27 protein-coding genes and 2 pseudogenes are annotated in these 26,980 nt (G+C 65.9%); 17 read left to right on the top strand and 12 right to left on the bottom strand.

Features of this window, described 5'->3' with window-relative positions; genetic code table 11:
- Nucleotides 1-94: 94 nt before the first annotated feature.
- Nucleotides 95-727 (bottom strand): LuxR C-terminal-related transcriptional regulator, encoded by a 633-nt coding sequence (locus tag J2S97_RS00495; RefSeq protein ID WP_373460483.1) that lies wholly within the window; start codon nucleotides 725-727, stop codon nucleotides 95-97.
- Between the two features lie 50 nt (nucleotides 728-777).
- Nucleotides 778-2,259, bottom strand: coding sequence for an ATP-binding protein (locus tag J2S97_RS00490; RefSeq protein WP_307045555.1), 1,482 nt, complete (start codon nucleotides 2,257-2,259; stop codon nucleotides 778-780).
- Between the two features lie 124 nt (nucleotides 2,260-2,383).
- Between J2S97_RS00490 and J2S97_RS00485 the strand changes: the two genes are divergently transcribed.
- From J2S97_RS00485 to J2S97_RS00465, 5 genes are all read left to right on the top strand, one after another.
- Nucleotides 2,384-4,063, top strand: a complete 1,680-nt coding sequence (locus J2S97_RS00485) for a PspC domain-containing protein (RefSeq protein WP_307045554.1) — start codon at nucleotides 2,384-2,386, stop codon at nucleotides 4,061-4,063.
- Nucleotide 4,064: 1 nt separating this feature from the next.
- Complete coding sequence (locus J2S97_RS00480; protein ID WP_307045553.1) at nucleotides 4,065-4,376, top strand: hypothetical protein; 312 nt, start codon at nucleotides 4,065-4,067, stop codon at nucleotides 4,374-4,376.
- A gap of 3 nt (nucleotides 4,377-4,379) precedes the next feature.
- The gene (locus J2S97_RS00475) at nucleotides 4,380-4,637 is read left to right on the top strand and encodes a PspC domain-containing protein (RefSeq protein WP_307045552.1); all 258 of its coding nucleotides are present in this window, start codon (nucleotides 4,380-4,382) and stop codon (nucleotides 4,635-4,637) included.
- A 171-nt stretch (nucleotides 4,638-4,808) separates the two neighbouring features.
- On the top strand, nucleotides 4,809-5,834 hold the full coding sequence (locus J2S97_RS00470) for a 6-phosphofructokinase (protein ID WP_104172009.1): 1,026 nt from the start codon (nucleotides 4,809-4,811) through the stop codon (nucleotides 5,832-5,834).
- Nucleotides 5,835-5,939: 105 nt separating this feature from the next.
- Entirely contained in the window at nucleotides 5,940-6,698 is a 759-nt protein-coding gene (locus J2S97_RS00465) for a GNAT family N-acetyltransferase (RefSeq protein ID WP_307045545.1), read from the top strand.
- Between the two features lie 50 nt (nucleotides 6,699-6,748).
- On the opposite strand, the gene J2S97_RS00460 is transcribed toward J2S97_RS00465, so the two are convergent.
- The 7 genes from J2S97_RS00460 to J2S97_RS00430 form a co-directional block, all read right to left on the bottom strand.
- Nucleotides 6,749-8,287: a DHA2 family efflux MFS transporter permease subunit gene (locus tag J2S97_RS00460; protein ID WP_307045543.1), complete on the bottom strand. Its 1,539-nt coding sequence runs from the start codon at nucleotides 8,285-8,287 to the stop codon at nucleotides 6,749-6,751.
- A gap of 31 nt (nucleotides 8,288-8,318) precedes the next feature.
- Nucleotides 8,319-8,882, bottom strand: coding sequence for a PadR family transcriptional regulator (locus tag J2S97_RS00455; protein WP_307045540.1), 564 nt, complete (start codon nucleotides 8,880-8,882; stop codon nucleotides 8,319-8,321).
- Nucleotides 8,883-9,058: 176 nt separating this feature from the next.
- Nucleotides 9,059-9,505: an ankyrin repeat domain-containing protein gene (locus J2S97_RS00450; protein WP_307045538.1), complete on the bottom strand. Its 447-nt coding sequence runs from the start codon at nucleotides 9,503-9,505 to the stop codon at nucleotides 9,059-9,061.
- On the bottom strand, nucleotides 9,502-10,587 hold the full coding sequence (ygfZ, locus tag J2S97_RS00445; protein ID WP_307045536.1) for a CAF17-like 4Fe-4S cluster assembly/insertion protein YgfZ: 1,086 nt from the start codon (nucleotides 10,585-10,587) through the stop codon (nucleotides 9,502-9,504). Before ygfZ ends, J2S97_RS00450 begins: the two co-directional genes overlap by 4 nt.
- A gap of 81 nt (nucleotides 10,588-10,668) precedes the next feature.
- Entirely contained in the window at nucleotides 10,669-11,403 is a 735-nt protein-coding gene (locus tag J2S97_RS00440; protein ID WP_307045534.1) for a flavodoxin family protein, read from the bottom strand.
- Between the two features lie 69 nt (nucleotides 11,404-11,472).
- The gene (locus J2S97_RS00435; RefSeq protein ID WP_307045532.1) at nucleotides 11,473-12,087 is read right to left on the bottom strand and encodes an FABP family protein; all 615 of its coding nucleotides are present in this window, start codon (nucleotides 12,085-12,087) and stop codon (nucleotides 11,473-11,475) included.
- Between the two features lie 169 nt (nucleotides 12,088-12,256).
- Complete coding sequence (locus J2S97_RS00430; protein WP_307045530.1) at nucleotides 12,257-12,991, bottom strand: permease; 735 nt, start codon at nucleotides 12,989-12,991, stop codon at nucleotides 12,257-12,259.
- A 372-nt stretch (nucleotides 12,992-13,363) separates the two neighbouring features.
- On the opposite strand from J2S97_RS00430, the gene J2S97_RS00425 reads away from it, so the two are divergent.
- On the top strand, nucleotides 13,364-14,062 hold the full coding sequence (locus J2S97_RS00425; RefSeq protein ID WP_011692843.1) for a winged helix-turn-helix transcriptional regulator: 699 nt from the start codon (nucleotides 13,364-13,366) through the stop codon (nucleotides 14,060-14,062).
- Between the two features lie 295 nt (nucleotides 14,063-14,357).
- Nucleotides 14,358-14,684: a helix-turn-helix domain-containing protein gene (locus J2S97_RS00420; protein ID WP_307045528.1), complete on the top strand. Its 327-nt coding sequence runs from the start codon at nucleotides 14,358-14,360 to the stop codon at nucleotides 14,682-14,684.
- Here the strand turns inward: J2S97_RS00420 and J2S97_RS00415 are convergent.
- Nucleotides 14,685-14,876 (bottom strand): annotated as a pseudogene (locus tag J2S97_RS00415) (transposase); the annotation flags it as partial. It abuts the gene before it with no gap.
- Between the two features lie 303 nt (nucleotides 14,877-15,179).
- On the bottom strand, nucleotides 15,180-15,857 hold the full coding sequence (locus tag J2S97_RS00410) for a TetR/AcrR family transcriptional regulator (protein WP_307045526.1): 678 nt from the start codon (nucleotides 15,855-15,857) through the stop codon (nucleotides 15,180-15,182).
- 93 nt (nucleotides 15,858-15,950) lie between these two features.
- Here J2S97_RS00410 and J2S97_RS00405 point away from each other — a divergent pair, with 93 nt between their 5' ends.
- The 3 genes from J2S97_RS00405 to J2S97_RS00395 all read left to right on the top strand — a co-directional run bounded on the left by J2S97_RS00405 (nucleotide 15,951) and on the right by J2S97_RS00395 (nucleotide 18,251).
- Nucleotides 15,951-16,895, top strand: coding sequence for an NAD(P)/FAD-dependent oxidoreductase (locus tag J2S97_RS00405; RefSeq protein WP_307045524.1), 945 nt, complete (start codon nucleotides 15,951-15,953; stop codon nucleotides 16,893-16,895).
- Nucleotides 16,896-17,015: 120 nt separating this feature from the next.
- Nucleotides 17,016-17,831, top strand: a complete 816-nt coding sequence (locus tag J2S97_RS00400) for an oxidoreductase (RefSeq protein WP_307045523.1) — start codon at nucleotides 17,016-17,018, stop codon at nucleotides 17,829-17,831.
- Between the two features lie 99 nt (nucleotides 17,832-17,930).
- Entirely contained in the window at nucleotides 17,931-18,251 is a 321-nt protein-coding gene (locus J2S97_RS00395; protein ID WP_307045521.1) for a hypothetical protein, read from the top strand.
- Nucleotides 18,252-18,422: 171 nt separating this feature from the next.
- On the opposite strand, the pseudogene J2S97_RS00390 reads toward J2S97_RS00395, so the two are convergent.
- A pseudogene (locus J2S97_RS00390) lies at nucleotides 18,423-18,619 on the bottom strand (IS3-like element ISPfr13 family transposase); the annotation flags it as partial.
- Nucleotides 18,620-19,105: 486 nt separating this feature from the next.
- On the opposite strand from J2S97_RS00390, the gene mshD reads away from it, so the two are divergent.
- The 7 genes from mshD to J2S97_RS00355 all read left to right on the top strand — a co-directional run bounded on the left by mshD (nucleotide 19,106) and on the right by J2S97_RS00355 (nucleotide 26,977).
- Nucleotides 19,106-20,077 (top strand): mycothiol synthase, encoded by a 972-nt coding sequence (gene mshD / locus J2S97_RS00385; RefSeq protein ID WP_307045519.1) that lies wholly within the window; start codon nucleotides 19,106-19,108, stop codon nucleotides 20,075-20,077.
- Nucleotides 20,078-20,181: 104 nt separating this feature from the next.
- Entirely contained in the window at nucleotides 20,182-22,431 is a 2,250-nt protein-coding gene (locus J2S97_RS00380; protein ID WP_307045517.1) for an RNA degradosome polyphosphate kinase, read from the top strand.
- 10 nt (nucleotides 22,432-22,441) lie between these two features.
- Nucleotides 22,442-23,446 carry an NUDIX hydrolase gene (locus J2S97_RS00375; protein ID WP_307045515.1) on the top strand — a complete coding sequence of 335 codons (1,005 nt, stop codon included), beginning with the start codon at nucleotides 22,442-22,444 and terminating at the stop codon, nucleotides 23,444-23,446.
- Nucleotides 23,447-23,554: 108 nt separating this feature from the next.
- Nucleotides 23,555-25,201, top strand: coding sequence for a hypothetical protein (locus tag J2S97_RS00370; RefSeq protein WP_307045513.1), 1,647 nt, complete (start codon nucleotides 23,555-23,557; stop codon nucleotides 25,199-25,201).
- A complete protein-coding gene (locus J2S97_RS00365; protein ID WP_307045511.1) occupies nucleotides 25,198-25,596 on the top strand; it encodes a GntR family transcriptional regulator in 399 nt (132 codons plus the stop codon). The genes J2S97_RS00370 and J2S97_RS00365 overlap by 4 nt, the downstream gene beginning before the upstream one ends.
- Nucleotides 25,593-26,396 (top strand): thymidylate synthase, encoded by an 804-nt coding sequence (locus J2S97_RS00360; protein WP_307045509.1) that lies wholly within the window; start codon nucleotides 25,593-25,595, stop codon nucleotides 26,394-26,396. Before J2S97_RS00365 ends, J2S97_RS00360 begins: the two co-directional genes overlap by 4 nt.
- Complete coding sequence (locus J2S97_RS00355; RefSeq protein WP_307045508.1) at nucleotides 26,393-26,977, top strand: dihydrofolate reductase; 585 nt, start codon at nucleotides 26,393-26,395, stop codon at nucleotides 26,975-26,977. Before J2S97_RS00360 ends, J2S97_RS00355 begins: the two co-directional genes overlap by 4 nt.
- The last annotated feature ends 3 nt before the right edge of the window (nucleotides 26,978-26,980 follow it).

Genomic DNA, 26,980 nt, shown 5'->3' with positions numbered 1-26,980 from the left:
CTCTCACATGTGAGGGAGCGTTTGGGTTTAAGCGGCAAGAAGTGAGAGAGCGTTTGGGTTTAAGCGGCAGGATGTGAGGGAGCGTGTGGGCGGGCTAGAGGAGCCTGCGCTCCGCCGCCCACTTGGTGAGTTCATGGCGGCTGGAAAGCTGCAGTTTGCGGAGCACGGCGGAGACGTGGGTTTCGACGGTCTTGATGGAGATAAAAAGTTCCTTCGCCACTTCCTTGTAGCTGTACCCCCGTGCGATGAGCCGCATGACCTCAAGCTCGCGCGCGGAAAGGCGGTCCAGTTCGTCGTCGGCGATGTCCGCCGGGGCAGTGCCGAAAGCGTCCAGGACAAACCCGGCCAGCCGCGGCGAGAAGACGGCGTCGCCGCCGGCCACACGCAGCACGGCGTCGGTGATTTCCGTGCCGGAGATGCTCTTGGTGACGTACCCGCGGGCTCCGGCGCGGATGACCGAAACCACGTCTTCCGCGGCGTCCGAGACGCTCAGTGCGAGGAACCGCGTGCTGGACAGCAGGGCCGCCGAGCCGGCGATCACCTCGCGTCCTCCCCCGCCAAGTCCTCCGGGCAGGTGCACGTCCAGGAGCACCACCTCGGGCCGGGTCTGCGCGATCACGGCGATGGCCTGTTCGACAGTTCCGGCTTCGCCCACCACGGTGACCCGGGCGTCCAGGTCTGCCTTGAGCCCCGAACGAAAGATGGCGTGGTCGTCCACAATGACCACGCGGATAGCTGGAACACCTCCTGCATGCGCGCCCGCTGTGTCGATGTTGTTCACGACTTTCCCTCTCCGTTGTCCGCGGCGTCGGAAGGCAGCCTGAGCCGCACTTCCGTACCGTCCGCACTGCTGCTGATGACGGCTGTGCCGCCGTGGCGTTTCATCCGCCCGATGATCGATTCCCGGACCCCCATGCGGTCGGCAGGAACCGACTGCGGGTCGAAGCCGGGCCCGCGGTCCTTGACGAAAATTTCCACACCGCCGTCGGCAACCTCCAGGTAGACCGACACCGTGCCGCCGCCGTGGCGGGATGCGTTCACCATGGCTTCGCGGCTGGCCTGGACCAGGGCTTCGTGCCGCTCGGTCATGGCGGTGTCGCCCACGCTGACCACGTCGACTGCATTGCCCAAGGAGTCCTCCACCTCAGCGGCGGCAGCCTTGATGCGCTCCGAGAGCTGGCCGGCCTCCTTGCCGGGGTCCCGGTACAGCCAGCCCCGGAGCTCCCGCTCCTGGGCGCGGGCCAGCCGCACGACGTCGTGTTCGTTGCCTGCGCGTCGCTGGATCAGCGCGAGTGTCTGCAGGACGGAGTCGTGCAGGTGCGCCGCGATCTCGGCCCGCTCCGTGGCGCGGACCCTGCCCGCGCGCTCCGCTTCCAGGTCCCTCCAGAACTTCAGGCCCCACGGGAGCAGCACCAGGGCCACCCCGCCGAGGACGGCAACCGAGGCAAGGAGCGCCAGCCAGGTCTGCTCCCAGGAGCCGGAGCCGGACACCATCACCAGCACGCCGGCGACCACCAGGGCCAGCCCCGCGCCGAGCCTGGCCCAGCCGCCGGCCTGATCCGCCTTGGTCTTGTCCAGGAGCCCGGCCCGGCGCGTCTCATCCAGCTGCATCCACGCGATGGCAGCGCCGCCAAGAATGGCCGCGGCGGGGATCAGGGTACCCAGCGGAACATCGAGGCCGAGCATCCGTGCGGTCAGGATTCCACCTGCCAGCAACAGGCCGGCGCCCAGCAGGATTTCCTTGCCGTAGGGCATGCGCCGGAGTCGGAACCATGGGGAAGTGGCCGTCCCGGGGACGGAACCGGACGCGGGCGCCGGACCCGGCTGCCATGGCGGCGCGCCCTGCACTGGGGCGCCCTGCATTGGCGAGCCCTGCGTTGGCGAGCCGGGGAACGCCGGCCCGTCCGGGAGCGTTGGCCCGTCCGGGTAGGTGACCCCCGCGGGAAACGGCGTTGCCGGAAATGTTGCGGCGACAAAGTCCGCCGGCACCGGCAGCGGCCCCGGTGCACTGACGGCCGGGGCAATGGGCGACGCCGGGCGCCGCGCGTTCCGCTTCGCGTTCTCGTCCGCGGTGGGGACCATGATCCAGAGCCACGCATAAAAAGCCAGCCCTGCACCACCCGCGAGCGCGGCCACCACCATGCCGATCCGGACCATCCGCACCGGCCAGCCCAGATGGGCGGCGAGGCCCGCGCAGACGCCAGCGATAACGCGGTCGCTGCTGCGGACCAGTTGAGGGCGGGAAATGGCCGTTGTCATGTGTCAATCCAAGCACGGATCAGGGTTCCGCACGCCTGCTTTCGGCACGAACCGGGGGTCACTCAGGGGAAGCTCAGGGTGTTCCCCAATAGAGCGCGGCCGCTGCGGAAGGCAGGATCGAAGTATGAACTCGCACAATGCATACCCAGATGAAGATCCACTGCCGTCCGGCCGTCCCGATTCCGGTTCCGCCGACTCAGCGCAAGGCACGTCCGGCGACGAGGCTGTGTCAGACGGCGCAGCCCCGGTCGACGACGGCGCCGCCCCAGCCCGGGACAGCTCCTACGCGGCACAGGACAGTCCGCCCACAGGGCCCTCGACCGAGTCAGGGCCTCCCGCCTACCCCGGTGCCTCTTCGGAGTCCGGGCCCGCTGCGGACGGCCCCCTTCCGGCCCCGCCGCTCTATCCGAATGCGCAATTCCCGAACGCCCAGTCCGCGAATGCCCCCCACGGCCACCCGCAGTCCCAACCTCAGAACTTCTTCAACTGGGTACGTGGACACGGAATCCAGCGTGGGCCCGACCGCTGGATCGGCGGCGTCGCAAGCGGCATCGCGCACCGGCTCGGTGTCGATCCGCTGATCGTTCGCGGCGTCTTCATTGTCCTCTCGATTTTCGCCGGCATCGGCGTGCTCCTGTACGGCGTCGCCTGGGCGCTCCTGCCCGAACCAGACGGCCGCATCCATGTCCAGGAGGCGGGCGCGGGCCGATGGTCAACAGGCATGACCGGCGCCCTCATCACCACGGTGATCGGCTTTCCCAGCCTTGGCGGCGGATTCTGGGGATGGGAGCGGAACGGCTTCGGCGGATTCCTCTGGACGGTGTTCTGGATAGCAGGAGCCATCTACCTCATCTACTACATCTCGCAGCGCGATAAGACCAGGAACGGAGCGCCCATCATGAACACCAGCGCCGCAGCCGGCGGAACCGCCTTCGCAGCCACATCGCCGACCGGCACGCCGTCCCCTGCGTCAGGCGCGCCCTACGCGGCAGGCGTTTACGCCAGTGACTCGTACGACGGCGGGACTTCCGGCTCCCGCGGCTACGGCCCCTATGCCGACCCAGGCACGCCGTCCCCCGGCAACTTTGGGCCCTCGGGACCTAATCCGCCCTACGGCCCCAACCAGCCGTACGGCGGCGGCTACGGCGGTCCGTCCGCTCCGGCACCGAAGGCTCCAAACATAGGCCCCGGCGCCCCGGCCGTCGCGGTGACGGCCGGCCTTGCGCTCCTGGTGGGCGGCGCCATCAAGGCCCTCGAGGCCCTCGACATCACCAACCTCGGTAATGCTACTAACGCGGTGGTATGGGCCAGCGGTGCTGCCGTTCTGGGCCTCGGCATCCTGATCGCAGGCCTCAGGGGCAGGACCTCAGGCGTCCTCGGGTTCTTTGCAGTGGTGGCCCTCATCATCGGCGGCATCTTCAACGTAGTGCCCGACGGTGACCGCTTCCGTTTCCAGAACGCCAACTGGAACCCTGTCAGCATCGAGCAGGCGAGGGAAGGCTTTGACATCACCGGAGGCACTGGAACCGCTGACCTGACTTTGCTGAACCTCACACCGCCGCTGGGCACCGACGTCGTAATTCCCATGGACGTCACGGCCAGCAATCTGACGGTGATCATCCCGGACACGGTTCCCGTGGAAATCCGGGCCGACATGACCATGGGCAACCTCAATGACGGCTCGCACAACCATGGGGGCATGACGAACCAGCAAAGCAATTACAACACCGACAAGCCTGGCGCCGCACTGGTCCTCGAGATCGACGGCACCATGAGCAACGTCACCATCCAGGAAGGAAACTGACATGAGCGGCTACGAACCGGCTCCGGACACCGCGCCGCAGGCAAAGGCCTCAAAGGCCTCACCGGCTGAACCGGCACACAGCACAGGAGCAAGGCACGGCGGCCCGTCGCCGACACGGGTGGGCACAGTGGTCTGGGGCCTCGTCGTCCTCGCGCTGGCGGCGCTGATCATCATCGGCCAGCTTGGCATCGTGGCGCTGAACGGAACCTACGTGCTCATCGGCCTAATGATCGGAGCCGGCGCCGCACTGGTGGTTGGCGGACTCCTTTCAGCCCGCGGACGTGACAAAGAATCAACAACAGGGAAGTCTTGAGGCATGGATAAGTTCTTCAGCATTGTCAGGGGCTTCGGCCTGAAGCGCGGACCGCAGCGGTGGCTGGGAGGCGTGTGCGGGGGCATCGCGGCCAAACTGAACGTGGACGTCGCGTTCGTCCGCATCGCGTTCCTGCTCCTGAGCCTGCTGCCAGGTCCGGCCTTCGTGTTCTACGTGGCGGCGTGGCTGATCCTCCCGGACCAGCGGAACGCCATCATCCTCCAGTCCTTCCTGGACAAACGATCAATCAACGGGTCCTGACCGTTAGGTCCCGTGGGCCCCTGCTCTCCGGAGCGGGGGCCTTTCGTCTGCCATGGAACGGGGCCGTTTGTAACCGGTTTGTGTCGTAACCCACACTCACCACTAGAATCTAGGGTGAGCTCAGCGTGGCGCTCTGCCTGTACACCCTCTCACCAGGATTTGAGCCGAGACATGAAAATTGGAATTCTCACCAGCGGCGGCGACTGCCCCGGACTGAACGCCGTCATCCGCGGCGCCGTCCTCAAGGGGATCGCCATCCACGGCCACGAATTCGTAGGCTTCCTCGACGGCTGGCGCGGCGTCGTCGAGGGCGATGTGATTGACATTCCCCGCACCATGGTCCGCGGCATCGCGAAGCAGGGCGGCACCATCCTCGGGACGTCGCGGACCAACCCGTTCGAAAATGGCGGCGGCCCCGAGGTCATCAAGGGCCACATGGACCGGCTCGGCATTGACGCGATCATCGCCATCGGCGGCGAAGGAACACTCGCAGCAGCCAAGCGACTGACCGACGCCGGCCTGAAGATCGTCGGAGTTCCCAAGACCGTGGACAACGACCTGGACGCCACGGACTACACCTTCGGCTTCGACACCGCCGTCCAGATCGCCACCGAGGCCATCGACCGCCTCCGCACCACGGGCGAATCGCACCACCGCTGCATGATCGCCGAGGTCATGGGCCGTCATGTGGGCTGGATCGCGCTGCACGCCGGCATGGCCTCGGGCGCCCATGCAATCCTCATTCCGGAGCAAAAGGCCTCCATGGACCAGATCACCGAGTGGGTGCAGGAAGCCCATGCCCGTGGCCGTGCACCGCTGGTGGTTGTGGCCGAGGGCTTTGTGCCCGAAGGCCAGGAAACGCCGCACTCCGAGCGCGGACTGGACACCTTCGGACGGCCGCGCCTGGGCGGCATCGCCGAGATGCTGGCCCCGGAACTCGAGGCACGGACCGGCATCGAGACCCGCGCAACCGTCCTTGGCCACATCCAGCGCGGCGGCGTCCCGTCTGCGTTCGACCGCGTCCTGGCAACCCGCCTGGGCATGGCCGCCATCGACTCCGTAGTGGACCAGCGCTGGGGCACCATGGTTTCGCTCCACGGTACGGACATCGTCCACGTCGGCTTCGACGCAGCCCTGGGCAACCTCAAGTGCGTTCCGCAGGACCGCTACGACGAAGCCGCCGTCCTCTTCGGCTAGGCCAGGTCGGCGCGAGCGGACACTTGGGGCCCGTTCGGGCAGGCCCCAAGTGCCCGTTCGCGCTTCGCTCCGCTGGGTAGGGTCTCCGCTGGGTAGGGTTGAGGCATGACTCTCGACTCCGGTTCCGCAGACATCATCCAGCTGGCATGGGCCCGCCGCCTTGGCCTCGATGACGGAGCGTTTGCCGAGGCCCGGAAGCTCGACGCCGAGACTGCCGTTTTAGGGGCCGGCTCGACTGCGGCGGGGGCCCGGATCACGCGCGCGGATGAATCCCGGAAGTCAGTTGATTTTGTGCGCCTGTTCGGCGCCTCGGCCCTCGTGGGACCGCAGTGGGCCCTGGACGCCGCCGAGGGCATCGCCGATGAGGAACTCGCGCAGCACGTGACGCTTTTGACCATCACACGGCAGCACGGCGGCCACGGGCAAGGTGCGGCCGCCCTCTTCTTCGCAGACGATCTCCCCCTGCTCCAGCCGTCCGAGGAACTCACGGTGTCGCACGGAAACCCCGAGGCCATTGAGCTCGAAGGCTTGTGTCCGCCCGACGACGTCAACGAGGTCGGGCTGTCCGACCTCGAACACCGGTACACCATCATTCGCGATGACAACGGCCGCAAGGTTCCGGTGGCCTGCGGGGCCTACACCGAGTGGGAAGGCATCCTCGCCCACATGGGAGTTCTCGTGGACCCTGACTGGCGCCGCCGGGGACTCGGCTCGCTGGCGGCGTCCATCGCGGCGCACGAGGCCTTGGCAGCCGGACTCACCCTGCAGTGGCGCTCGGACGTCAGCAATAAAGGCGCCCTGGCAATCGCCCGCAGCCTCGGCTTCGCCACGGGCGGCATCCACACCACCGTCCTGCTGGGCTGAGCCCGCCGGCCAGCCAACAGGTTCAGCCCGGCAGGTTCAGCCCGGTAGGTTCAGGCGGACTTGGCGGGGGCGGCTTCGGAGGCAGGCTCTCCTGATGCCGGGGCCGCGTAACCGCCCCAGTTTTCCACCGGCTTGGGCTTGGCGAAGAACAGCGCCACAGCCGCGCCGAGCACAATCACAGCCGCCGGCAACATGATGGACTGCGCCATCGCCGTCGAGAATCCCTCGTGCAGGGCCTCCGGAAGCCGGCCTCCGAAACTCAGGCCTGCCTCCCCCGAGGCACCGCCGGCGGCAGCCGGCAGCTCCTCGGCCAGCCGTGCCTGCATCAGCACGGCAATGGCCGCACTGCCCAGCACAGCTCCGATCTGGCGCGTGGTGTTGTAGACCCCGGCGCCCGCCCCGGCCTGTCGCGGCGGCAGGTTGCGCGTGGCCGTGGAGCTCAGCGGCGCCCAGATGCCCGCGTTGGCGAAGCCAAGCACGGCGCTCGGCAGCAGGAAAAGCCAGATGGGCGTGTCCGGGTGCATCAGAGCAGAATTCCAGAAGAGCGCTACGGCCATGAGCATCAGACCGCCGGCGGTGATGTATTTCGGGTTTACGCGGTCGATGATTTTGCCGACCACCGGCGCGAGGCCGCCCGAAATCAGCGCCATCGGGATCATCATGAGGGCCGACTGTGTGGGAGTCAGGCCGCGGACCATCTGGTAATAGAAGATCAGCGGGAGCCCGAAGGCCGTCACGGTGAAGCCCACGGTGGTGATTCCCAGGTTGGCGAGCGAGAAGTTGCGGTCCCTGAACAGCGACAATGGAACGAGCGGCTCGCCGCCGTTGAACTTGGGGTTGAACCGCTGCCACAGGACGAACCCCGCCAGCACCACCAGGCCGGCGATGATCAGGCTCCAGACTGTGACGGGGCCCGTGATCGTGCCCCAGTTGTACGTCTCGCCTTCCTGGATGCCGAACACGAGCAGGAAGAGCCCGACGGCGCTGAGCAGCACACCGGGGATGTCGAACTTGTGCGGGTGCGTAGTCAGCGAGGGAACGAAGCGCAGGGCCAGGATGAAGCCCGCTATGCCGACGGGCACGTTGACGAAGAAGATCCATTCCCAGCCCAGGCCGTCCACCAGGACGCCGCCGAGGATCGGTCCCACGAGGGTGGCGACGCCGGCTGTGGCGCCCCAGATACCCATGGCCGCACCGCGCCGGTCCGGCGGGAAGATCCGGGTGATGACCGCCATGGTCTGCGGCGTCATGATCGCAGCGCCGAAGCCCTGGACCACGCGGGCCAGGATCAGCGTCTGGACGTCGCCCGACAGGCCGCACCAGAGGGAGGCCAGGGTGAACACCACCAGGCCCGTCAGGTAGAGCTTCTTGGGCCCGAACCTGTCCCCCAGCCGCCCGGTGATCAGCAGCGGCACCGCGTAGGCCAGCAGGTATGCGCTGGTCACCCAGATGACGGAATTGATGTCGGCGTTCAGGCCTTCCATGATCCGGGGGTTGGCCACCGAGACGATGGTGGTGTCGATCAGGATCATGAAGAAGCCGATCACCAGGGACCAAAGAGCCGGCCACGGCCTAGCTACATTTTCCATGTGAATCCTTCGGGTGTGGTGGTGTGTTCCGCTACCACGGGAGTTCCCCGGAGCGGAGTTGGTCCTGCAGGCTGCGGATCCAGCCCATTTCGGACCTCAGCATGGTCTGTTGGTACTCGAGGTCGATCCAGTACTTGCGTGCCACGTCTTTTTCCAGGACGGCGGCCTCGCCTCTTTGCAGGAACTCCAGTTGTTCCTGCAGCAGCACCAGCCGGCGGTCCAGGAGTTCCACCACGAGGGCGGCGGGAAGGTTGTAGGCCTCGGCGACGGCCAGTGGGAACGACGGGTATTCGTTGACCGGTTCTGCGAGCAGGTCCTGAAGGCGCGCCGTCAGGGCCTCCCGGCCTGAGGGCGTGATCCGGTACGTGGTCCGTTCCGGCCGGTTGCCTTCCCGGTCCGTTCCGGCTGTTTCCACCAGCCCACGCTCCTCCAGCCGGCCGACGGCGTGATAGAGCGTTCCGGGGCGTACCTTGACCAGCCGGTCTTCATGCCTGGCCATCAGGAGCTGGTACATCTCGTACGGATGCATCGGTTCCTCGACCAGCAATGAGAGGGCCGAGATGCCGAGCGGCGTCAGCGGGGCGGATGGTGGCATTGGACCGGTCACTCCCTGGTTGTTCGACGGCATGGTTGTTCTACGGCATGCTAATCCGACGGCATTGCCGTTCCGACCACACGTTGGCGATTATTCCGCTTCAACTATTCCACATGGAATATTAGGGCGCAAGAAAGCCCGCAGGCCCAATGCCTGCGGGCTCCCTGGCGGCGCGGTCAGCCCAGGAGTGCCTGGATTTCCGTTCGCGCAAACATCTCTGCCGCTGCGCGCGCCGAAGGCGTCCCCGCATCCGGGTCCGCACCCGCGCCCAGCAAGGCTTCTGCAACGTCCGTGTAACCCTTGAAGGCCGCCCCTGCGAGGGGCGTCTGTCCGCGGTCGTTGACGGCGTTCGCGTCCGCGCCGTGCTGCAGGAGCAGCTGAACCGCGGGAGCGTGGCCGTGGTACGCCGCCAGCATCAGCAGGGAGTCCCCCGCCGCATTGGTCATGTTGGCCGGCGCCCCGGCGTCGAGGTAGCTGCCCAGCAGCGCAGCGTCGCCCTCCCGTGCCGCGTCAAAGAGTGCACGGGCCAGGGCGAGCGTTTCGTCGTCGGCCCCAGCGGCCCCGTCGTGCCCGGCTGCTGTGTTGTGCCCAGCGCCGCGCTTGTCTCCTGCATTGTCTGTCATCGGTGTGTTCCCTTCAGGAAGCCGGTCTGGCGGCCCACCACCTGGCCTGCGTCGGGAGCCACAATGACCTCCTGCGCGGCCGTGTATGGTTCGTCGCCGTCTACGACCGTCAGTATTTCATCCGGAGAGACTGAACGCTTTATGACTGCCAGTGCCACGGGGCCCATTTCGTAATGCTGGACCACGGAAGTCACGGTTCCCACTTTGCGCTCCCCCAGGCGCACTTCGCTGCCCACGGCGGGAAGGGTGTGCTGGGAGCCGTCCAGCTGGAGGAAGACCAGGCGCCGCGGCGGGTGACCCAGGTTGTGCACGCGGGCAATCGTCTCCTGGCCCTTGTAGCACCCCTTCGCCAGGTGAACGGCGGTGCGCAGGAGGTCCAGCTCATGGGGAATGGTCTTATCGTCGGTTTCAGCGCCAAGGCGGGGACGCCAGGCGGCGACGCGGAGGGCCTCCGCGGCCCAGGCGCCGGCAAGTGGCCGGTCACCCACTGTCGCCTCGAGCTCCGCCGCCGGCACCAGGTATTCGAACCAGGGCCGCTCCAGGCCCGGGTGCGATTCTTCCCCGACAACGGAGTACGCGTAGCCGCCGACCGCAACGTGCGGCCAGGGGTCTTCCCATACCTTCAGACCGGACCACTCCTCCACCCGCTTGGTGGTCCCCAAAACAGCCCATTCCTCGGAAACATCCGCAACCTCGACGCGGAGCATGAACTTCATCCGGTTCAGCCACTCCGCCAGGGGCGCCGCTTCGGCGGCCTCGACAATCAGCCAGGTGGTCCCGCCGTCGTCAACCACCCGCGCGTCGAACTCAATACGGCCGTGGATGCTGAGCAGCAGCAGTTCGCTGGACTCCCCCGGGGCCAGATCGGTGACCTGCTGGGAGGACAGGGTGTTGAGCCAGGTCAGGCGGTCAGGGCCGGACACGGTCACCACGCCACGGTGGGAAAGGTCGACGACGGCGGTGCCGGCTGCGAGCGCCCGCTGCTCCCGCAGCGGCTCACCGTAATGCGACGCGACGCCGGAGTCGGCACCGCCGGCCTCGACGGCGCCAGGGCGCGACAACAGGGGGCTCTTGATAGTCATATGAAGGGAACATCCTTTGGTGGGCAGGTATTCCGGCGCCGGCAAGCCCGGCTCCCGGCAGTCTGTGGCGTGGGGGTGGATTTAGCGGTACTCGGGGTTTTCGAAGTCGAACCGCGTACCGGCCTTCCATTCGTCGGGAAGGTTGCCGTACGCCGGAATCCCGCCGGCGTCCTTGAGCATTCGCGCAAAGTGCAGCAGGTTCCAGGTCATGAACGTTGTGTTGCGGTTGGTGAAGTCGCTCTCCGGGCCTCCGGAACCCTCATCCAGGTAGCTTGGGCCCGGCCCTACCGGCCCGATCCACCCTGCATCGGCCTGGGGAGGAATGGTGAAGCCAACGTGCTGGAGGCTGTAGAGGATGTTCATGGAACAATGCTTGATACCGTCCTCGTTGCCGGTGATAAGGCACCCGCCCACTTTGGGGTAGAAGGCCCATTGGCCTTTCTCATTCAGTTCCCCGGAGTGCGCGTAGAGGCGTTCGATCAGCTTCTTCGTCTGGGAGGAGTTATCGCCGAGCCAGATGGGTCCGGCCACCACCACGATGTCCGCTTCCTTGACCGCCGGGTACAGGTCCGGCCATTCATCGGTTGCCCAGCCGTGCTCGCGCATGTCCGGGTACACCCCGCTGGCGATATCGTGGTCGACGGTCCGGATTACGCGGGTGGTGACACCCTGTTTCTCCATGATGAGGCGGCTGACCTCAACCAGGCCCTCAGTGTTGCTGGTCTCCGGAGATTTCTTAAGGGTGCCGTTGAAGAAGACGGCCTTGAGATCGCCGTACCCCGCGCTCTTCCCCGGATCTGGCTGCTGGCTGTTCACGGTCTTGCTCCCTGCACTCGTTGCGGACAACAAAAATCAGTGAGTCCTGCTCGCCTACGGCGCCGTGTTCTAGGATGCCTTGCTAAGGATGGCCGAAGCGTGTGCTTCCAGTCCGCCGCCCGGCGTGGAGCCCTTACCGGTGGCCACGTCCCAGCGCCAGAGAAGCTTTCCTTCCACCAGGCCGAAAATCCGCGTTGCCGCGGTGTACTCCTTTGAGTGGCTCCCCCGCATCACCATGTCAGTGCTCAGCTGGATCTGGGGGCCCTTGATCTGTCCGTAGTACAGCTCGGAGATCCCGCCGGGGTGCGAAATGGAGACGGAGATGTCGAAGCCGCCGTCGCTGTTGCGCAATGCCTCGACTTCGTCGGCGCTCTTCAGGACGGGCACGATGTCTGCAGGGATCAGCCCTGGACCGCCGTCTTCCTCACGCTGCTTCCGCTCCAACGCCCAAAAGCCGGTCTCGACCGTCAGTGGCCGCAGCCTGGTTCCTTCGTCATCAGTCAGCCAGCTCTCAGCGCGGTACTGAAGGTACGGCAGGCCGTTATGTGTGAAGGAGACGTGCTGGAAGAAGTGCTCGGAATCCTCCTCGCCCGCTCCCAGCCGTCCGCTGCCCTCCCACTCACCAATGAGCCAGGACAACGGGACGAGCTCGGGAGTGAGGTCTGTAGGAATTTCAATCGGCACAGTAACTACCTCTGCAGACAACTAGCTCTGGACTGGTATTACTTCTGGCCTTTGAACAGGCGGAAAACCACAAAACCCGCGAACCAGGCCATCGAAAGGCTGGCAATGCCAAGCAGGACAAGGAAGAAGATCTCAAATGCAAGTACGGACATGATGCCATCCTAACGCGTTAGTAGATGAGTAGTTTATCTATGAAGTAGGCGAGGGAACCCACCGCAGCCACGGGCGCGAGGCCCATGCCAAGGGCAGCAGGAAAGTTAACCTCGTCCCCGCGGAGTATAACCAGTCTGCGGAGGCTGACCAGAACTGCGCCCACCACAATTCCCACCACTGCGGCGGGTATTACGGCGATGTTCGAGAAGATCAGGCCCGCCAGTGGAGCCGTGAGGCCCGCCAGCACAATGCCCAGCGGCGCCACGATCCGGTCGGGCCAGCGGATGAGGCCGGCCAGCAACGCAAATGCCGCGCTGATGCCCGCCACAAGCAGCATTTCCCTGACTCCGTTGAACCTTGACGCCGCAATCCACCCGGCACCGAGACAGGAAAGCAGCACCCCGGCGCTCGAACCCAGCGTCGATTCCAGCCTCTGGGCCTGGCCCGTCCCCCGTAGCAGCTGCATCAGGAAAACAGCCATGACACCTGCGGCGATGAAGGCCGGGGTCCAGTCGAGGAAACCCGGCGCCGGGACGTAGGTAGCTGCCACGGCCGAGCCCGCACCTGGGAGCCCTATTATTGCCGCGAGCGTCTTCTTTGCAGGAATGCCCAGGAAATGGGGCCAGCCGATTCCGACAGCCAGGGCCACCAGAACGGCAACGCCGAGCAACACTTCCGGCGAGGTGTAGGCCCCGCCGACGAAGACAACAAGCCCGGCCAGCCCGATGGTTCCGATGGTCCACGGCTTCACTGTTACCCGCGCTCACTTTCTGCTGACGTCATCTTCGCTGCATATCCATCCGGCGCCCGTCCAGCTTCGTCGTCCGGCATCCTCAAATTCGGAGCCCGCCGGCAAGTAAGCCGGGACTGGTGGTGCGGGGCCCTGACGGTCCAATCCTGCCCTATGTGACCTCCTTATGTCGCAAAACGTGAACTGAAAGCGGCCGGATCAGTGTCCGTGAAGGGGCAATTAGGTATACTCATAGCTCAGCTACGCTTCCTTCGGAGGATGCGGTCCGTGCCGGAATTCCGGCACGCCCCTCCCGACGCGGGCAGCCAGTACCGGCCGGTGAAAGCCCGGTTCAGACGCCCAATGATGCGCGGACAGCCCCTTGGAGGAACAATGTCGCACATCCTGCTACTGACGAACAGCACCGGATCCTCGGTGGACATTCTGCCTGCCTTGGAACTCCTGAACCACCGGGTGCACATCCTGCCGGCTGAGCCAACAGCCCTGCTGGAAACCGACCCCTGCGATGTCGTGCTGCTGGACGCCCGCAAGGACCTGGTGGGAGCACGGTCCCTGACCCAGTTGCTCAAGGCCACCGGGCTAAGCGCGCCCCTGATGCTGATCCTCACCGAAGGCGGCATGGCTGCCGTGTCCTCGGCCTGGGCCGTGGATGACATCCTGCTGGACTCAGCGGGTCCGGCTGAAGTCGAAGCCCGGATCAGGCTCTCCGTCGCACGCGCCGTGCCGGAGAAAGAAGACCTTCCCACCGAAATCCGCGCCGCCGGCGTCGTGATTGACGAAGCGAGCTACACGGCCAGGGTCAACGGCGCTCCCCTAAACCTGACCTTCAAGGAATTCGAACTCCTGAAGTACCTGGCGCAGCATCCGGGCCGGGTTTTCACCCGCCAGCAGCTGCTCACTGAAGTGTGGGGCTATGACTACTACGGCGGCACCCGCACCGTGGACGTCCACGTGAGGCGGTTGCGGGCCAAGCTGGGCGCCGACCACGAAAACCTGATCAGCACTGTCCGCAATGTCGGCTACCGCCTCACCTTGGTTCGCCAGCCCGAGGAAGAGCTGACCGAGGCGTAGCTCCCCGCAGGAACGGCAGGCGGCGGATCAGCTGCCCCGCGCAATTCATGGAAAACAAAGAAGCCCCGGACCAGATGAACCGCTCCCCGAAAGTTGGACTGAGAAATCAGTTCTGACTTTCGGGGAGCAGTTTTATGCATGGAAGAAGTTCGTTGTCCGAGGAGCAGCGCGAGGCCGCGGTAGCGTTGTTGAAACGGGTTGGGGTGCTTGGGCGGTAGCGACCCGGCTCGGAGTAGGTAGAGGTGCCGTCAAACGTTTGTATGGTCGATGGCGGACGCGCGGAGGTACGACGCTGGTGGCGAAGCCAACCCGTCCGGTGTTCTCGTTTGAGTTCAAACTTGATGCTGTGCAGCGATATCGCGCGGGTGAGCCCAAAGTCGCCCTGGCGAAGGATCTCGGGCTGTCTTCTCCACTGTTGATCGAGAAGTGGGCCCGTCAATACCGGACCGAAGGCGAGGACGGGCTGCGGCCCAAGCCGAAAGGCCGTCCGAAGACGAATCCCGGGACAGCAAGGAAACCTGAGCCTGAGGTAGAGCGACTGCGCCGTGAGAATGAACGCCTTCGCGCAGAGGTGGCCTTCCTGGGAAAAGTAAATGCCTTGAGGGACGAGGAACAGCGCTAAAGGGTGTAGTCGGGGTCTGAAGCCTCCGGTCTCGAGCAGGCATCGCGCGGTGTAGTTGGTGAGGTTGCGGAATCCGAGGGCAGAGCCGCGCAGATGCTCGAGCCGGCCGTTGATCGCTTCGGTTGGCCCGTTGCTGGTGCCGGGTCGGTTGAAGTAGGCGAGCACGTCGGCGGCGCGCTGCTTCAACGTCCGGTCGGGGCCACCCAGCGCTTTTCTGACAGCAACTCGAAGTGGGCGGCGGGGTTCTCAACGAACCGGCGCCGGCCGGCCAAAGTCAGGGGCTGGCGTTGATCGGCGTCCAGGCTGAACCCGTCGATCGGGTTTTCAGGTGGGGCTGGTCATCGAGAGGACGGTTCACCACCATTTCTTGGCCTCCTCGTGGGCGTCGAAGAGGCCCAGGCGGATCATCTGCGCCAACTGGCCGCTGTCCTCGTCCTCGTCCTCGTCCCAGATCGGCGGGGATTGTGGTTGCTGCCGCGCCGCGGCTGGCCGCTACTAGCGAGCTTGATCGGCAGTGTCGCCCGGGGTGGGGCGTCGAAGGGCTTCCCAGGCGGCGTCGGCGAGGACTCGTTCGGCGTGGGCGAGGTGTGCGGCCAGGGCGTCTGGGTCCGGTGTGGTGGAATGCCCGGAGGGTTCGATGGCGGCCCGAACGAGCTGTTCGGCGGGCCCGAGCCATAGCGCAAGGCTGTGCTCGTGCGGCAGCGCCCGTAGCTCCCCAGTCGCGGCGCGTTCGCCGAGCCAGCCGGAGAGCCGACCGTAAAAGTTTTGCTTGAGCCGGGCTTCTTCGCCTTCGGAGATCTCGGCGACGCTGGGCTCGCGGCACTGATGCATGTATTGCATAGCGCGCGGATCGGTCCCGGCCCACCGCAGGTAGCCCACCACCAGCCCGCGGATGGCGTCCTCGGTGCGCGCGTGGCGGTCAAGCTCGACGAGCAGGTCGCGCTGGAAGCGCTGCAGGTGTTCCAGATAGACCGTGGCGGCCAGGCTGTGCTTGTCGCGGAAGTGGTGGTAGAAGCTGCCCACGCTCACGCCGGCCGCGGCCAGGATGTCTTCCACCCGGGTCGCCGGGACACCGCGGTCGAGGAACAGCTCGATCGCGGCGGCCGCGATGTCCTCGCGGCGCGAGCCGGGCCTGGCCCGATGGCCCGTGCTGGCAGTGGGGGTCGTAGTCATTGGTCCATCCTACCCGGAGTAGAACAATCCTCGGTATCTGTGCTAGAACTTTCCTCTAGAGGTTTCATCGGTTGATCCGGAAGGGTGAGTGTTATGGCGGAGTACGACGTGGTAGTGGTCGGTGGCGGGGTGGCTGGGTTGTCCGCGGCGATGATGTTGGGTCGGTCCCGACGGCGGGTGGTGGTCGTCGATGCCGGCGAACCGCGCAACGCCCCGGCGGCGCACCTGCACGGCTTCTTGTCCCGCGACGGCATGGACCCGGCCGAGCTGCTGTCCACGGCCCGGCGAGAGGTCGCCAGCTACGGCGGGGAGCTACTGGCGGGCCGAGCGGTCGGCATCGACCGCCTCGACGGGGCGCGGTTCGCCGTGCGCCTGGCCGGGGGCGGGCGGCTGGGCGCACGCGCGGTGGTGGTAGCCACGGGGCTTCGCGATGAGCTCCCCGAGATCCCGGGCCTGCGCCAGCGGTGGGGCCAGGATGTGCAATTTTGCCCGTACTGCCACGGCTACGAGGTACGGGACAGCGCGCTCGGGGTGATCGGAGGGGAGGACCGTCCGTTCAGCCTGCGCCAGGCGCAGCTGATCCGGCAGTGGTCCGACGATGTGGTGTTCTTTCCCCACCGGATCGACCTGGAGGACCACGAGCGGGAGCGGTTGATCGCTCGCGGCGTGCGGATCGTCGATGGCGAAGTGACGCGGATCGTGTCCGACGAGACCGGCGTCCGCGGTGTCGAGCTCGCCCAGGGTCCGATGGTCAGACGCACGGCGCTGTTCGTCGGCCCACGCTTCGTACCGTCCGACGAGCTGCTGACCGCCCTGGGCTGCGAAGTCAATGACGAGGGCTGGGTCGCCACCGATCGCACCGGTCGCACCAGCATCGACGGCGTGTGGGCGCCCGGCAACGTCGTGGACCACACCGCCCAGCTGATCAACGCCGCGGCCGCCGGGTCCGCCGCCGCCATAGCGCTCAACAACTATCTGGTCGCCGCCGACGTCGAGAAGGCACTCAACGGCCACACCGAGCCAGTACCAGCCAACTGATCGTCCGGATGGCCTTCGTCCTTCCGGAAGAAGGCACACCCGGTGCGGACGGTGTCGACCTGAGCCAGGCGACCCCGCACAGCGCACGACAACGTCATGCCCACAACCGAAGGAAACAACATGCAGACAGCTCCCCCAGTGGCCCTCGTGACGGGAGCCTCCTCCGGGATCGGGCGGGCAGCAGCGCTCAACCTCGTGGACGCCGGCTTCGCGGTGGTCGGCACGAGCCGCAACGCGGCGAACGCTGAGCCGCTCGCCGGGGTGACGTTCCTCGATCTCGACGTGGCCAGCGACGAGTCGGTCCGCTCCCTGGTTGAGGAGGTGATCGAGCGGTTCGGTCGGATCGACGTCCTGGTCAACAACGCAGGCGTGGGCGCGGTCGGCGCCGGCGAGGAGAGCTCGATCAACCAGACCAAGGAGGTCTTCGACATCAACGTCTTCGGCCTGATTCGGATGACAAACGCAGTGATGCCCCACATGCGCGCCCAGGGCAGTGGCCGCGTGGTCAACGTCTCCTCGGTACTCGGTCTGGTCCCAGCCCCCTTCATGGCCATCTACGCCGCCACCAAGCATGCGATCGAGGGCTACTCCGAGTCCGTCGACCACGAGCTTCGCGAGCACGGCGTACGGATGCTGCTGGTCGAGCCGGCCTACACAAGCACGGGTTTCGAGGCGAGCAGCCTGGCACCCGACTCGCCCCTGCCGATCTACGCAGCACAGCGGGAGGTCTCCCGAGACGTGCTGGCCACGGCCTTGCGCAGCGCCGACGACCCGGACGTTGTAGCGAAGGTGATCGTCGCGGCCTCCACCGACTCCAAGCCCAAGCTCCGGTACACCGCCGGCTCGATGGCCGGACGCATCAGCGTCCTGCGCCGGATCGTGCCCTCGCGCGCCTTCGACAAACAAATCCGCAAGCTCAACCGAGTGGCCGGCTGACCCCGCAGTACACCCGGCGCCTGAGCAGACGCACATGTCCAAAACCAGAGGCACCGAAGCCATCATCAGCATCTCTCGTCCGACCACTCTTGGAAGAGGGTGACACACACGGAGTTCGAACACGTCACCTTCGACCTGCCACACGGCACCTTTCACGCGCTGCAGGGTGGTGATCCCGATGGTCAGGCGACGCTCGTCTTGCACGGCTTCCCGGACCATCCGCCGACCGCGAAGCCCTTCCTTGCCGAGCTCGGCCGCCGAGGACGTCACGTCGTCGCACCCTGGCTTCGCGGTTACGCGCCGTCCCCGACCGCGGGGCCGTTCGACTTCGCATCCCTCACCAGCGACGTACTCGCGCTGATCGACCAGTGGTCCCCCGGGCGAGCCGTGGAGTTGATCGGCACGACTGGGGCGCCCTGATCACATACGACGCCTGCGTCACCGCGCCGGAGCGGATCGAACGCGCGGTCACGCTCGCAATCCCCCACCCACTCACGTTCCCCGACCACCGGGATGGACGGCGGGATGGGGCGGATCTCCGCCCAGTGACCAGCGATGCAACCTTCAACGCGGTCGGTCAGAACCGTCAGGTGAACGCTGCTCGTCGATGAAGGCGACGATCAGCCGTTGCGGGGGGCGAGCTCCCCGACGAAGAAAGTTGTGGCCGCCTTCAGGATCGCCACGTCCTCACGCAGCCGACGGTTCTCCGCCCGCAGCCGGCGGATCTCCTCGTTATCCTCGATCGTGACCCCGGGCGCCTCGCCGCCGTCAATCTCGGCCTGGGCGACTGCTTGGACACCGCCAGTAACGCCGCGGTATTTGGTCGGGACCTGGTCGCCGCTTCGGCAATCCCGTGTGGTTGTACCGTCGAGCCGTCAAGCGCACCACCTAGAGAGACATATGCCAGCCAACATGCCCGCCGACAGCACCTGTTGATCACGGGCATACGGCCACGCGAAGAAGGCTCCGTCCCAAGTGGGGACGGAGCCTTCTCAGAAAAGCCGGTCGCTGGCCGCTAAAGTGGAGACCTCACAAATTTGAGAGTCCAACTTTCGGGGACCAGTTCAAGTTGATCCGGGGCTTTCTTTTGGGCTTTTATGCCAATCGTGGAGGACATACGGGTCGAACGTATCGAGGCCACCCCAGTGGTGGATCCCCCTCAAATCCCGCTTCAGGAAGCCGGAACAGGTAACGACTATACGTGCCGGATCCCGCCGCATCAAATCGGCACCTAATCCCGCCCCCAGCCGGACGGGACGTATAGCCTTTACTCCATGAGTCCTGCGCATCCCGAAAACTGGCCCGTGCTCGTCATTAAAGGCGAAGTGGATGAGGAGCTGCTGAGGGATTTCACTGCCCTCGCCGCGGCCGCCGAAGAGTCGGACGGCAACCCTCCGCTGTCCGAACAGACCTTTGTGACGCTCCGCGCCGGCGAGTCCGGCAGCCATACGCTCCTGGCCTTGGCCCTCTACGCGCCCGATGAGGATTCGGATCCTGCCACCGCCCAGGACCTGGCCGGCTTCGCCGTGGTGGTTGAGGAAGCGGACGGCACCGGGGTACTTGAGGTGGCAGTGCACCCGAGCTACCGGAACCAGGGGGTGGCGGACAGGCTGGTGGCCACCCTGAAGGCCTCCCGCGGGTTCGACGGACTCAAGGCATGGTCCCACGGGAACCATGAGGCTGCGGCAGACCTCGCAGCCAAGTACGGGTACGGCCCCATCCGGGAACTGTGGAAGATGCGACTCACTGCGTCTGACACGGAGCTTCCCGACGCCGCCCTCCCGGAAAACGTCACGCTGCGCGCCTTCGTGCCGGGCCAGGATGAGGAAGCCTGGCTTGCAGCCAACAAGGCCGCCTTCGCTCACCACCCCGAGCAGGGCAACATGACCCGGGAGGACCTGGCGGCCCGGATGGCCGAGGACTGGTTCGATCCCGCCGGCTTCCTGCTTGCCGTCGACCCGTCCGACCGGATCCTCGGGTTCCACTGGACCAAGGTGCACCCGCGGCACGGCAGCCACCCGGCGATGGGCGAAGTCTACGTCGTTGGTGTGGCCCCCGAAGCCCAGGGCATGGGACTGGGCAAGGCCCTCACTGTGGCCGGCATCAAATACCTCCAGGACAAGGGCCTCCATGCGGTCATGTTGTACACGGATGCGGACAACGCGCCGGCCGTTTCGCTCTACCGCAGGCTGGGCTTCACGCGGTGGGATGCGGACGTTATGTATGGACCCCTAAACGCTGGTTAATCCAATCGGCTGACGCATGCGCGACGGTTCAGGAAATCTACATATCCCCCGAATCGAATGCTTGTAAGGTTGAAGGTAAACCGTGCCAGCAAAAGGAGAGACCTATGCAACCGGAATCAGCCGGGACCGCCACGTCTGGAGCCAAGGTGCGGCCTGCGCGCGCCCGCTTCGGGTCTTCCGAGGTGCCGGCCTCCCGCGCCACGCAGGACCGGATCGACATCCCCGAGTTCGCCCCCAACCTCGAGCCGGAAGGTGATATCAGCCCGGACCGCTTCCTGGACCGTGAGCTCAGCTGGCTTGCCTTCAATTCGCGTGTGCTGGAACTTGCCGAGGACCCCAACCTCTACCTCCTGGAACGGGTCAGCTTCCTCTCCATCTTCGCCTCCAACCTGGACGAGTTTTTCATGGTCCGTGTTGCCGGGCTGAAGCGCCGCATCGCGACCGGACTCGCTGTCCCGTCCCCGGCCGGCCTGAGCCCCATGCAGGTGCTGGACCAGATCGGCGAAGCCGCCCACCGGCTCCAGCAGCGCCACGCGCGCGTTTACGCTGAACAGATCCGGCCCGCCCTGGCTTATGAGCACATCCACCTCATGCACTGGGACGAACTCGATGACCAGGCCAAGGACCAGCTCAGCGCCATGTTCGCCGAGAAGGTCTTCCCCATCCTGACGCCCCTCGCGGTGGACCCCGCACACCCGTTCCCCTACATCTCGGGGCTGTCCCTGAACCTGGCCGTGGTGGTGCGCAACCCGGTGAGCGACAAGGAACTCTTCGCCCGCGTCAAGGTTCCGGACCAGTTGCCCCGACTCATTTCCATCGACGGCCCGCGCGCCGGGTCCGTGCCCGGCCGGGTGGCCCGGTTCATCGCCCTGGAAGAAGTCATCGCCGTCCACCTGGACCAGCTGTTCGCCGGCATGGAGGTCCTGGAGCACCACACGTTCCGCGTCACCCGTAACGAGGACGTTGAGGTTGAAGAGGACGACGCCGAGAACCTGCTGCAGGCCCTCGAGAAGGAACTCCTGCGCCGCCGTTTCGGCCCTCCGGTTCGCCTCGAGGTCACCAATGACATCAACCCGAACATCCGGGCACTCCTGATCCGTGAACTGGGTGTGGAGGAGTCCGAGGTCTACTCCGTGCCCGCCCCGCTGGACCTCCGCGGCCTGTCCGTGATTGCCGGGATCGACCGCGCGGACCTGCACTACCCCAAGCACGTGCCGCACACCTCGAGGTACCTGAACGAATCCGAAACGTCCAAGGCAGCGAACGTGTTCGCGGCCATGCGGCGGCGGGACATCCTGCTGCACCACCCGTACGATTCCTTCTCCACCTCCGTCCAGGCCTTCCTGGAGCAGGCCGCGGCCGACCCGAAGGTGCAGGCCATCAAGCAGACCCTGTACCGCACCTCCGGCGACTCCCCCATCGTCGACGCCCTCATCGACGCCGCGGAGGCCGGCAAGCAGGTGCTGGCCCTGGTGGAAATCAAGGCCCGGTTCGACGAACAGGCCAACATCTCCTGGGCCCGGAAGCTGGAACAGGCCGGCGTGCACGTTGTGTACGGCATCGTTGGCCTGAAAACCCACTGCAAGCTGTCCCTCGTGGTCCGCCAGGAAGTGGACGGCCTGCGGCGCTACTGCCACATCGGCACCGGCAACTACCACCCTCGCACAGCGCGGTACTACGAGGACCTCGGGCTGCTGACAGCCAACGAGCAGGTGGGCGAGGACCTTTCCAAGCTCTTCAACCAGCTCTCCGGCTACGCCCCGAAATCCACTTTCAAACGGCTTCTCGTGGCGCCCCGTTCGGTGCGTTCCGGGCTTATCGACCGCATCGAGAAGGAAATCCGCAACGCCAAGGCCGGCATCGCAGCCAGGGTGCAGATCAAGGTCAACTCCATGGTGGACGAGGCCATCATCGACTCGCTCTACCGCGCGTCGCAGGCCGGGGTGAACGTTGACGTGATCGTCCGCGGCATCTGTTCCCTGCGCCCGGGCATCCCGGGGCTCAGCGAAAACATCACGGTGCGCTCCGTGCTGGGACGGTTCCTGGAGCACTCGCGGGTCTTCGCGTTCGCCAACGGCGGGGATCCCGTGGTCTACATCGGGTCCGCCGACATGATGCACCGCAACCTGGACCGGCGGGTGGAAGCCCTCGTCCAGCTCACCAGCGGCGACGACACATCCTATGTGCTGGACATGCTCCGCCGCTACATGGACCCGGAAACCGCCAGCTGGCACCTGGACAGCCAGGGCGAATGGACCCGGCACCACCTCGGCGACGACGGCCGGCTCCTGGAGGATGTCCAGTCATGGCTGCTCGCCTCGCGCTCCCGCCAGCGCCCGTCGGTAAGGCGGTAGGACCCTGGCCTTGAAGAGTGACGAGACACGTGCCGTCAGCAACGACACGGCAAACGATTCGCTTGTTGCCGACCAGACCGACCACCCCGGCGAACCAATTGCCGTGGTTGCGGCGGGCGCTCTGCCGTGGCGCATCAACAAGGACAAGCTGGAAGTCCTGCTTATCCACCGTCCCAGCTATGACGACTGGTCGTGGCCCAAGGGCAAGATCGACGCCGGCGAAACCGTCCCTGAGTGCGCCGTCCGTGAGATCGAAGAGGAGATCGGGCTCAAGGCCACCTTGGGCATTCCCCTTCCGCCCATCCACTACCACGTGTCCGCCGGACTGAAGGTAGTGCACTACTGGGCCGTGGATGTGGACGGCGCCGTGCTTCGTCCCGACGGCAGGGAGGTGGACAGCGTCATGTGGTGTCCGCCGGAAAAGGCGGCTGCCCTGCTGAGCAACCCGGGTGATGTGGCACCCCTCGAACATTTGGTGGCAGCCTACGAGCGCAAGGAACTGGATACCTGGCCGCTGCTGGTGATCCGCCACGCCAAGGCCAAGCCGCGTTCTTCCTGGACCAAGGCGGAAGGCGACCGTCCGCTCGCGGCCACCGGGCTGCGACAGGCACAGGCCGTCCGGCGGCTGCTGCATGTGTGGAAACCGATGCGCGTGCACTCTAGCCCGTGGCAGCGCTGTGTGGCCACGATTGCACCCTACGCCAAGTCTGCCGAGGCCAAGGTGAAGCTGCACGATGCCCTGACGGAGCACCGCCACGCCCGTAACCCCAAGAGGACCGCTGCCGTCGTCGAATCGCTCTTCGACAAACAGCGCGCCATTGCCCTGTGTACGCACCGGCCCGCCCTTCCTACCGTCATCAAGCAGCTCGGGGAGCACATGAACGGCCGGCTGCGGGCGCTCCTGCCGTCCTCGGACCCCTACCTGGCACCGGGTGAGATCATCGTGTGTCACGTGGCCCGCGGCAGCAACCACAAAATCGTCGCGGTGGAACAGTTCAGGCCCTTCGACGACTAACGGAACTTGACGGCCCCACGCTCCCGGCACTCCGCGTGAGGTCTCGGCTTGACCCCCACATTTTTGTATCAAATACTCAGTACATTGATGCAAAAATCTGGGGGGATTATGCCGGGCCAATTCGAAGTGCCGCCAATACTGGTGCTGGGACCGCTGGTCGCCGCCGTCGTTCTCTACGTGGTGCTGCGGTGGGTGATCTGGGATCCCAAAAAGGGGGCGTCGCCCGAGTCGGCATCGCAGCATGCGCTGTGGGTCGGGGTCATCGGCTGGATGGCCAGTTCACTCCAGGGCGCCATGAATATCGGCATCATTCCTGCCGGCACAACCACCAACGCCGCAATAAGCCCTTCGCTCCTCACCCCTGAGGCAATCATCCCGGCACTGGCTTGGCCTATCCTTGGCGTCCTGGGGATCCATACCCTCGGCCAGGTCAGCTATCCGCGGCCCAACCGCCTCCATCGCAAGGCAAGCCTCCATGTGCGAAAAAACGGCGATTTCCTTCCGCGGCCGCTGGCGTGGACAACGCTGGCCATCTTCACGGGCGCAGCAGCATTCATCGCCTGGACGGCGACGCTTCCGGCGTACGAAGCAGTGCCCTACGGGACCGTGAGGGGTGACCCGCCGGAGGAATATCGGACCGTCGGCGGCGACGGGCGGATCGCCGGAATCGAACTGGCCACGTGGCTGGGAACCGCCCTGGCGGTGCTGGCGGCGGGCACGTGGGTCGTCCTGGTGCTGATCTCCCACCGCAGGCAGCTTGAATCATTGACGGACCACGACAACTCATTGCTCCGGACGATTGCCATGAACAGGCTCCTGCGCACGGTGGCAACCGTGGCGTCGGGGCTGGCAGTCATCGCCGGTAACTTTGCGGCCCGGCCGGACCCCGCCGTCGCAAGCATGTCGTGGACAAATTTCGCGGGCATTGGGGGCATGGCCGTGCTGCTGGCCATGCTGGTTTGGGCACCGCCCAAACTGGCAGGGCCGGCCGGTTCCCGGGCGAAGCTCGCGGGACCGGCCGCAGGGACGCACCCCGCCGCACGGCTTGTTGTCTCCATCGGCGCCGCCCTCGGTGTTGCCGCGGCCCTTCCCCTCCTCGTCGGAGTCTTCTTCGTGCCCGCAATCATGGCCGCAGCAGCCGGCTATGGTCCGCCCGGCTTCGTGGCCTTGGTGACCATCCTGGTGCTTTTGGTCCTCGCCGCGGGGGAACTCCTCCTGCAGCGCAACTACGCCAGCACGGATCAGCCCCGCACGTGGCCCCGGCAGCCGGTGTCACCAGCCTTGTCCACCACCGCGATCCTTGCGGTGCTGATATTCCTGGTCGTGCTGGTGGTTACGGCTCACGGGGATTCCCTGCTCGGCCGGCACGGCGGCTGGATCCCGTCCGCGCTTCTGAGCTCCGTTGCGGTGGCCTCGGCGCTCCCTGCCTACTTCGCTGCGCGACGCCGGCACGGAATTAGGGACGCTCCCCCGGGGCTCGACTCCGCCCTTCGGGCAATCACCGTCTACCGGATAGCCCGGACCCTGGCGGCCATGCTGGCAGCACAGGCCGGCCTGCTGATTATTGCTAACACCCACGCGTGGGCTGCTGTCTTCGGGGTTGCCTACATGCCGTCCATCCCGTGGTGGCCCGCTTCCCTCGCAGGGACGACCCTGGCCGCCGCCGCTGTTGTCCTGATCGTTGTGCCGGTTGGGACGTTCGCTGCGGCCAGACGCGTCCCCGCTCCCCTTCCCGACAAGAACCGCGTCACATGACGGCGGGCATTTCCGTGGACCTCGGCTCGGCGGTGCCGCCGTATGAGCAAATCCGCACCCAGATCTCTTCGCTGATTGCCGTAGGCTCGCTGGGTGCCGGAACCCGGTTGCCCACCGTACGCAGCCTTGCTGCGGACCTGGGCATCGCGGCGGGCACAGTGGCCCGGGCCTACAAGGAGCTCGAGCAGGCCGGCCTGATCGAAACGCGGCGGCGGAACGGCACCGTCGTCGTCGGGATGCCCGACGACGGGCTTCCGCCCGGTGGCGCCGTCAACGCGGACGTCGTGGCCGCCGTCGACCGTTACATTGCTGAAGGCCGCGCCGCGGGCCTCGATGACGGCACGCTCCAGGGCATTCTGCGTGTGAGACTCGGCCTCAGTAGACTGGGACGGTGAGCATTCCAACGCCCTATGAAGATCTCCTGCGCGACGTCCTTGCCAACGGCACGCACAAATCAGACCGCACCGGCACGGGCACGCTCAGCGTGTTCGGACGGCAGATGCGCTTTGACCTGAGCCAAAGCTTTCCGCTGGTCACCACTAAGCGGGTGCATTTCAAGTCCGTGGCCGTCGAGCTCCTGTGGTTCCTGCGCGGCGAGACCAACGTGAAGTGGATGCAGGACCAAGGCGTCACCATCTGGAACGAGTGGGCGGATGCCGACGGCGAACTCGGCCCCGTTTACGGTGTCCAGTGGCGCAGCTGGCCGACGCCCGACGGCGGCCACATCGACCAGATCGCCGAGCTGGTGGAGAACCTCAAGTCCAACCCGGACTCGCGCCGGCACATCGTCTCCGCCTGGAACGTGGCGGAACTGCAGGACATGGCGCTGCCGCCGTGCCACGCTTTCTTCCAGTTCTATGTTGCGGACGGCAAGCTGTCCTGCCAGCTTTACCAGCGTTCCGCGGACACCTTCCTGGGCGTCCCGTTCAACATCGCTTCTTATGCGCTGCTGACGTGCATGCTGGCGCAGCAAGTTGGCCTGGAGCCGGGCGAGTTCGTCTGGACCGGCGGGGATGTGCACATCTACGACAACCACATGGACCAGGTGCTTAAGCAGCTGAAGCGGGAGCCGTACGACTACCCGCAGCTGAAGATCCTGCGCAAGCCGGACACAATTTTCGACTACACGCTGGACGACTTCGAAGTGGTCGGATACCAGCACCACCCTACGATTAAGGCGCCGATCGCAGTATGAGCACCGACAACGCCATGGATCCCCTGGCCTTCACTGAAAAAATTGCCGACGGCACCACCGGAGTGGGGCTTGTCTGGGCCCAGACCACGGCAGGCGTGATCGGCAAGGACGGCGACATGCCGTGGCACCTGCCCGAGGACATGAAGCATTTCACCCGGCTCACCAACGGGCACCCGGTGATCATGGGCCGCAAGACCTGGCTGTCCTTCCCGGACAAGTACCGTCCCCTCCCGGGGCGCACCAACATTGTGGTGACACGGCAGGAAGGCTGGGGCGACACCGCCGAAGCGGAGGGCGCCCTCGCTGTGAAGTCGCTCGACGACGCCCTGTTGGAATCCCAGTTCGCTCCCGGCCACGAGACAGTCTGGGTGCTGGGCGGCGGGGAAATCTTTGCGCAGACCCTGGACATCGCCAACGTCGCGGTGGTGACGTTCATTGATTCCGAAACCGAGGGCGACACGTACGCGCCCGATCTCGGCTTCGAGTGGAAGCTGGCCGCGAGCGAACCGGAAACGGGCTGGCTGACGTCCACCAGCGGAACCCGATACCGGTTCACCATGTGGCGCCGGACAGAGGGCTAGGAG

It is taken from the genome of Arthrobacter oryzae (assembly GCF_030812315.1).
Taxonomy (GTDB): Bacteria; Actinomycetota; Actinomycetes; order Actinomycetales; family Micrococcaceae; genus Arthrobacter; species Arthrobacter oryzae_B.
The sequence above is the reverse complement of the archived record's forward strand: the minus strand, read 5'-3'. Positions and strand labels throughout refer to the sequence as shown.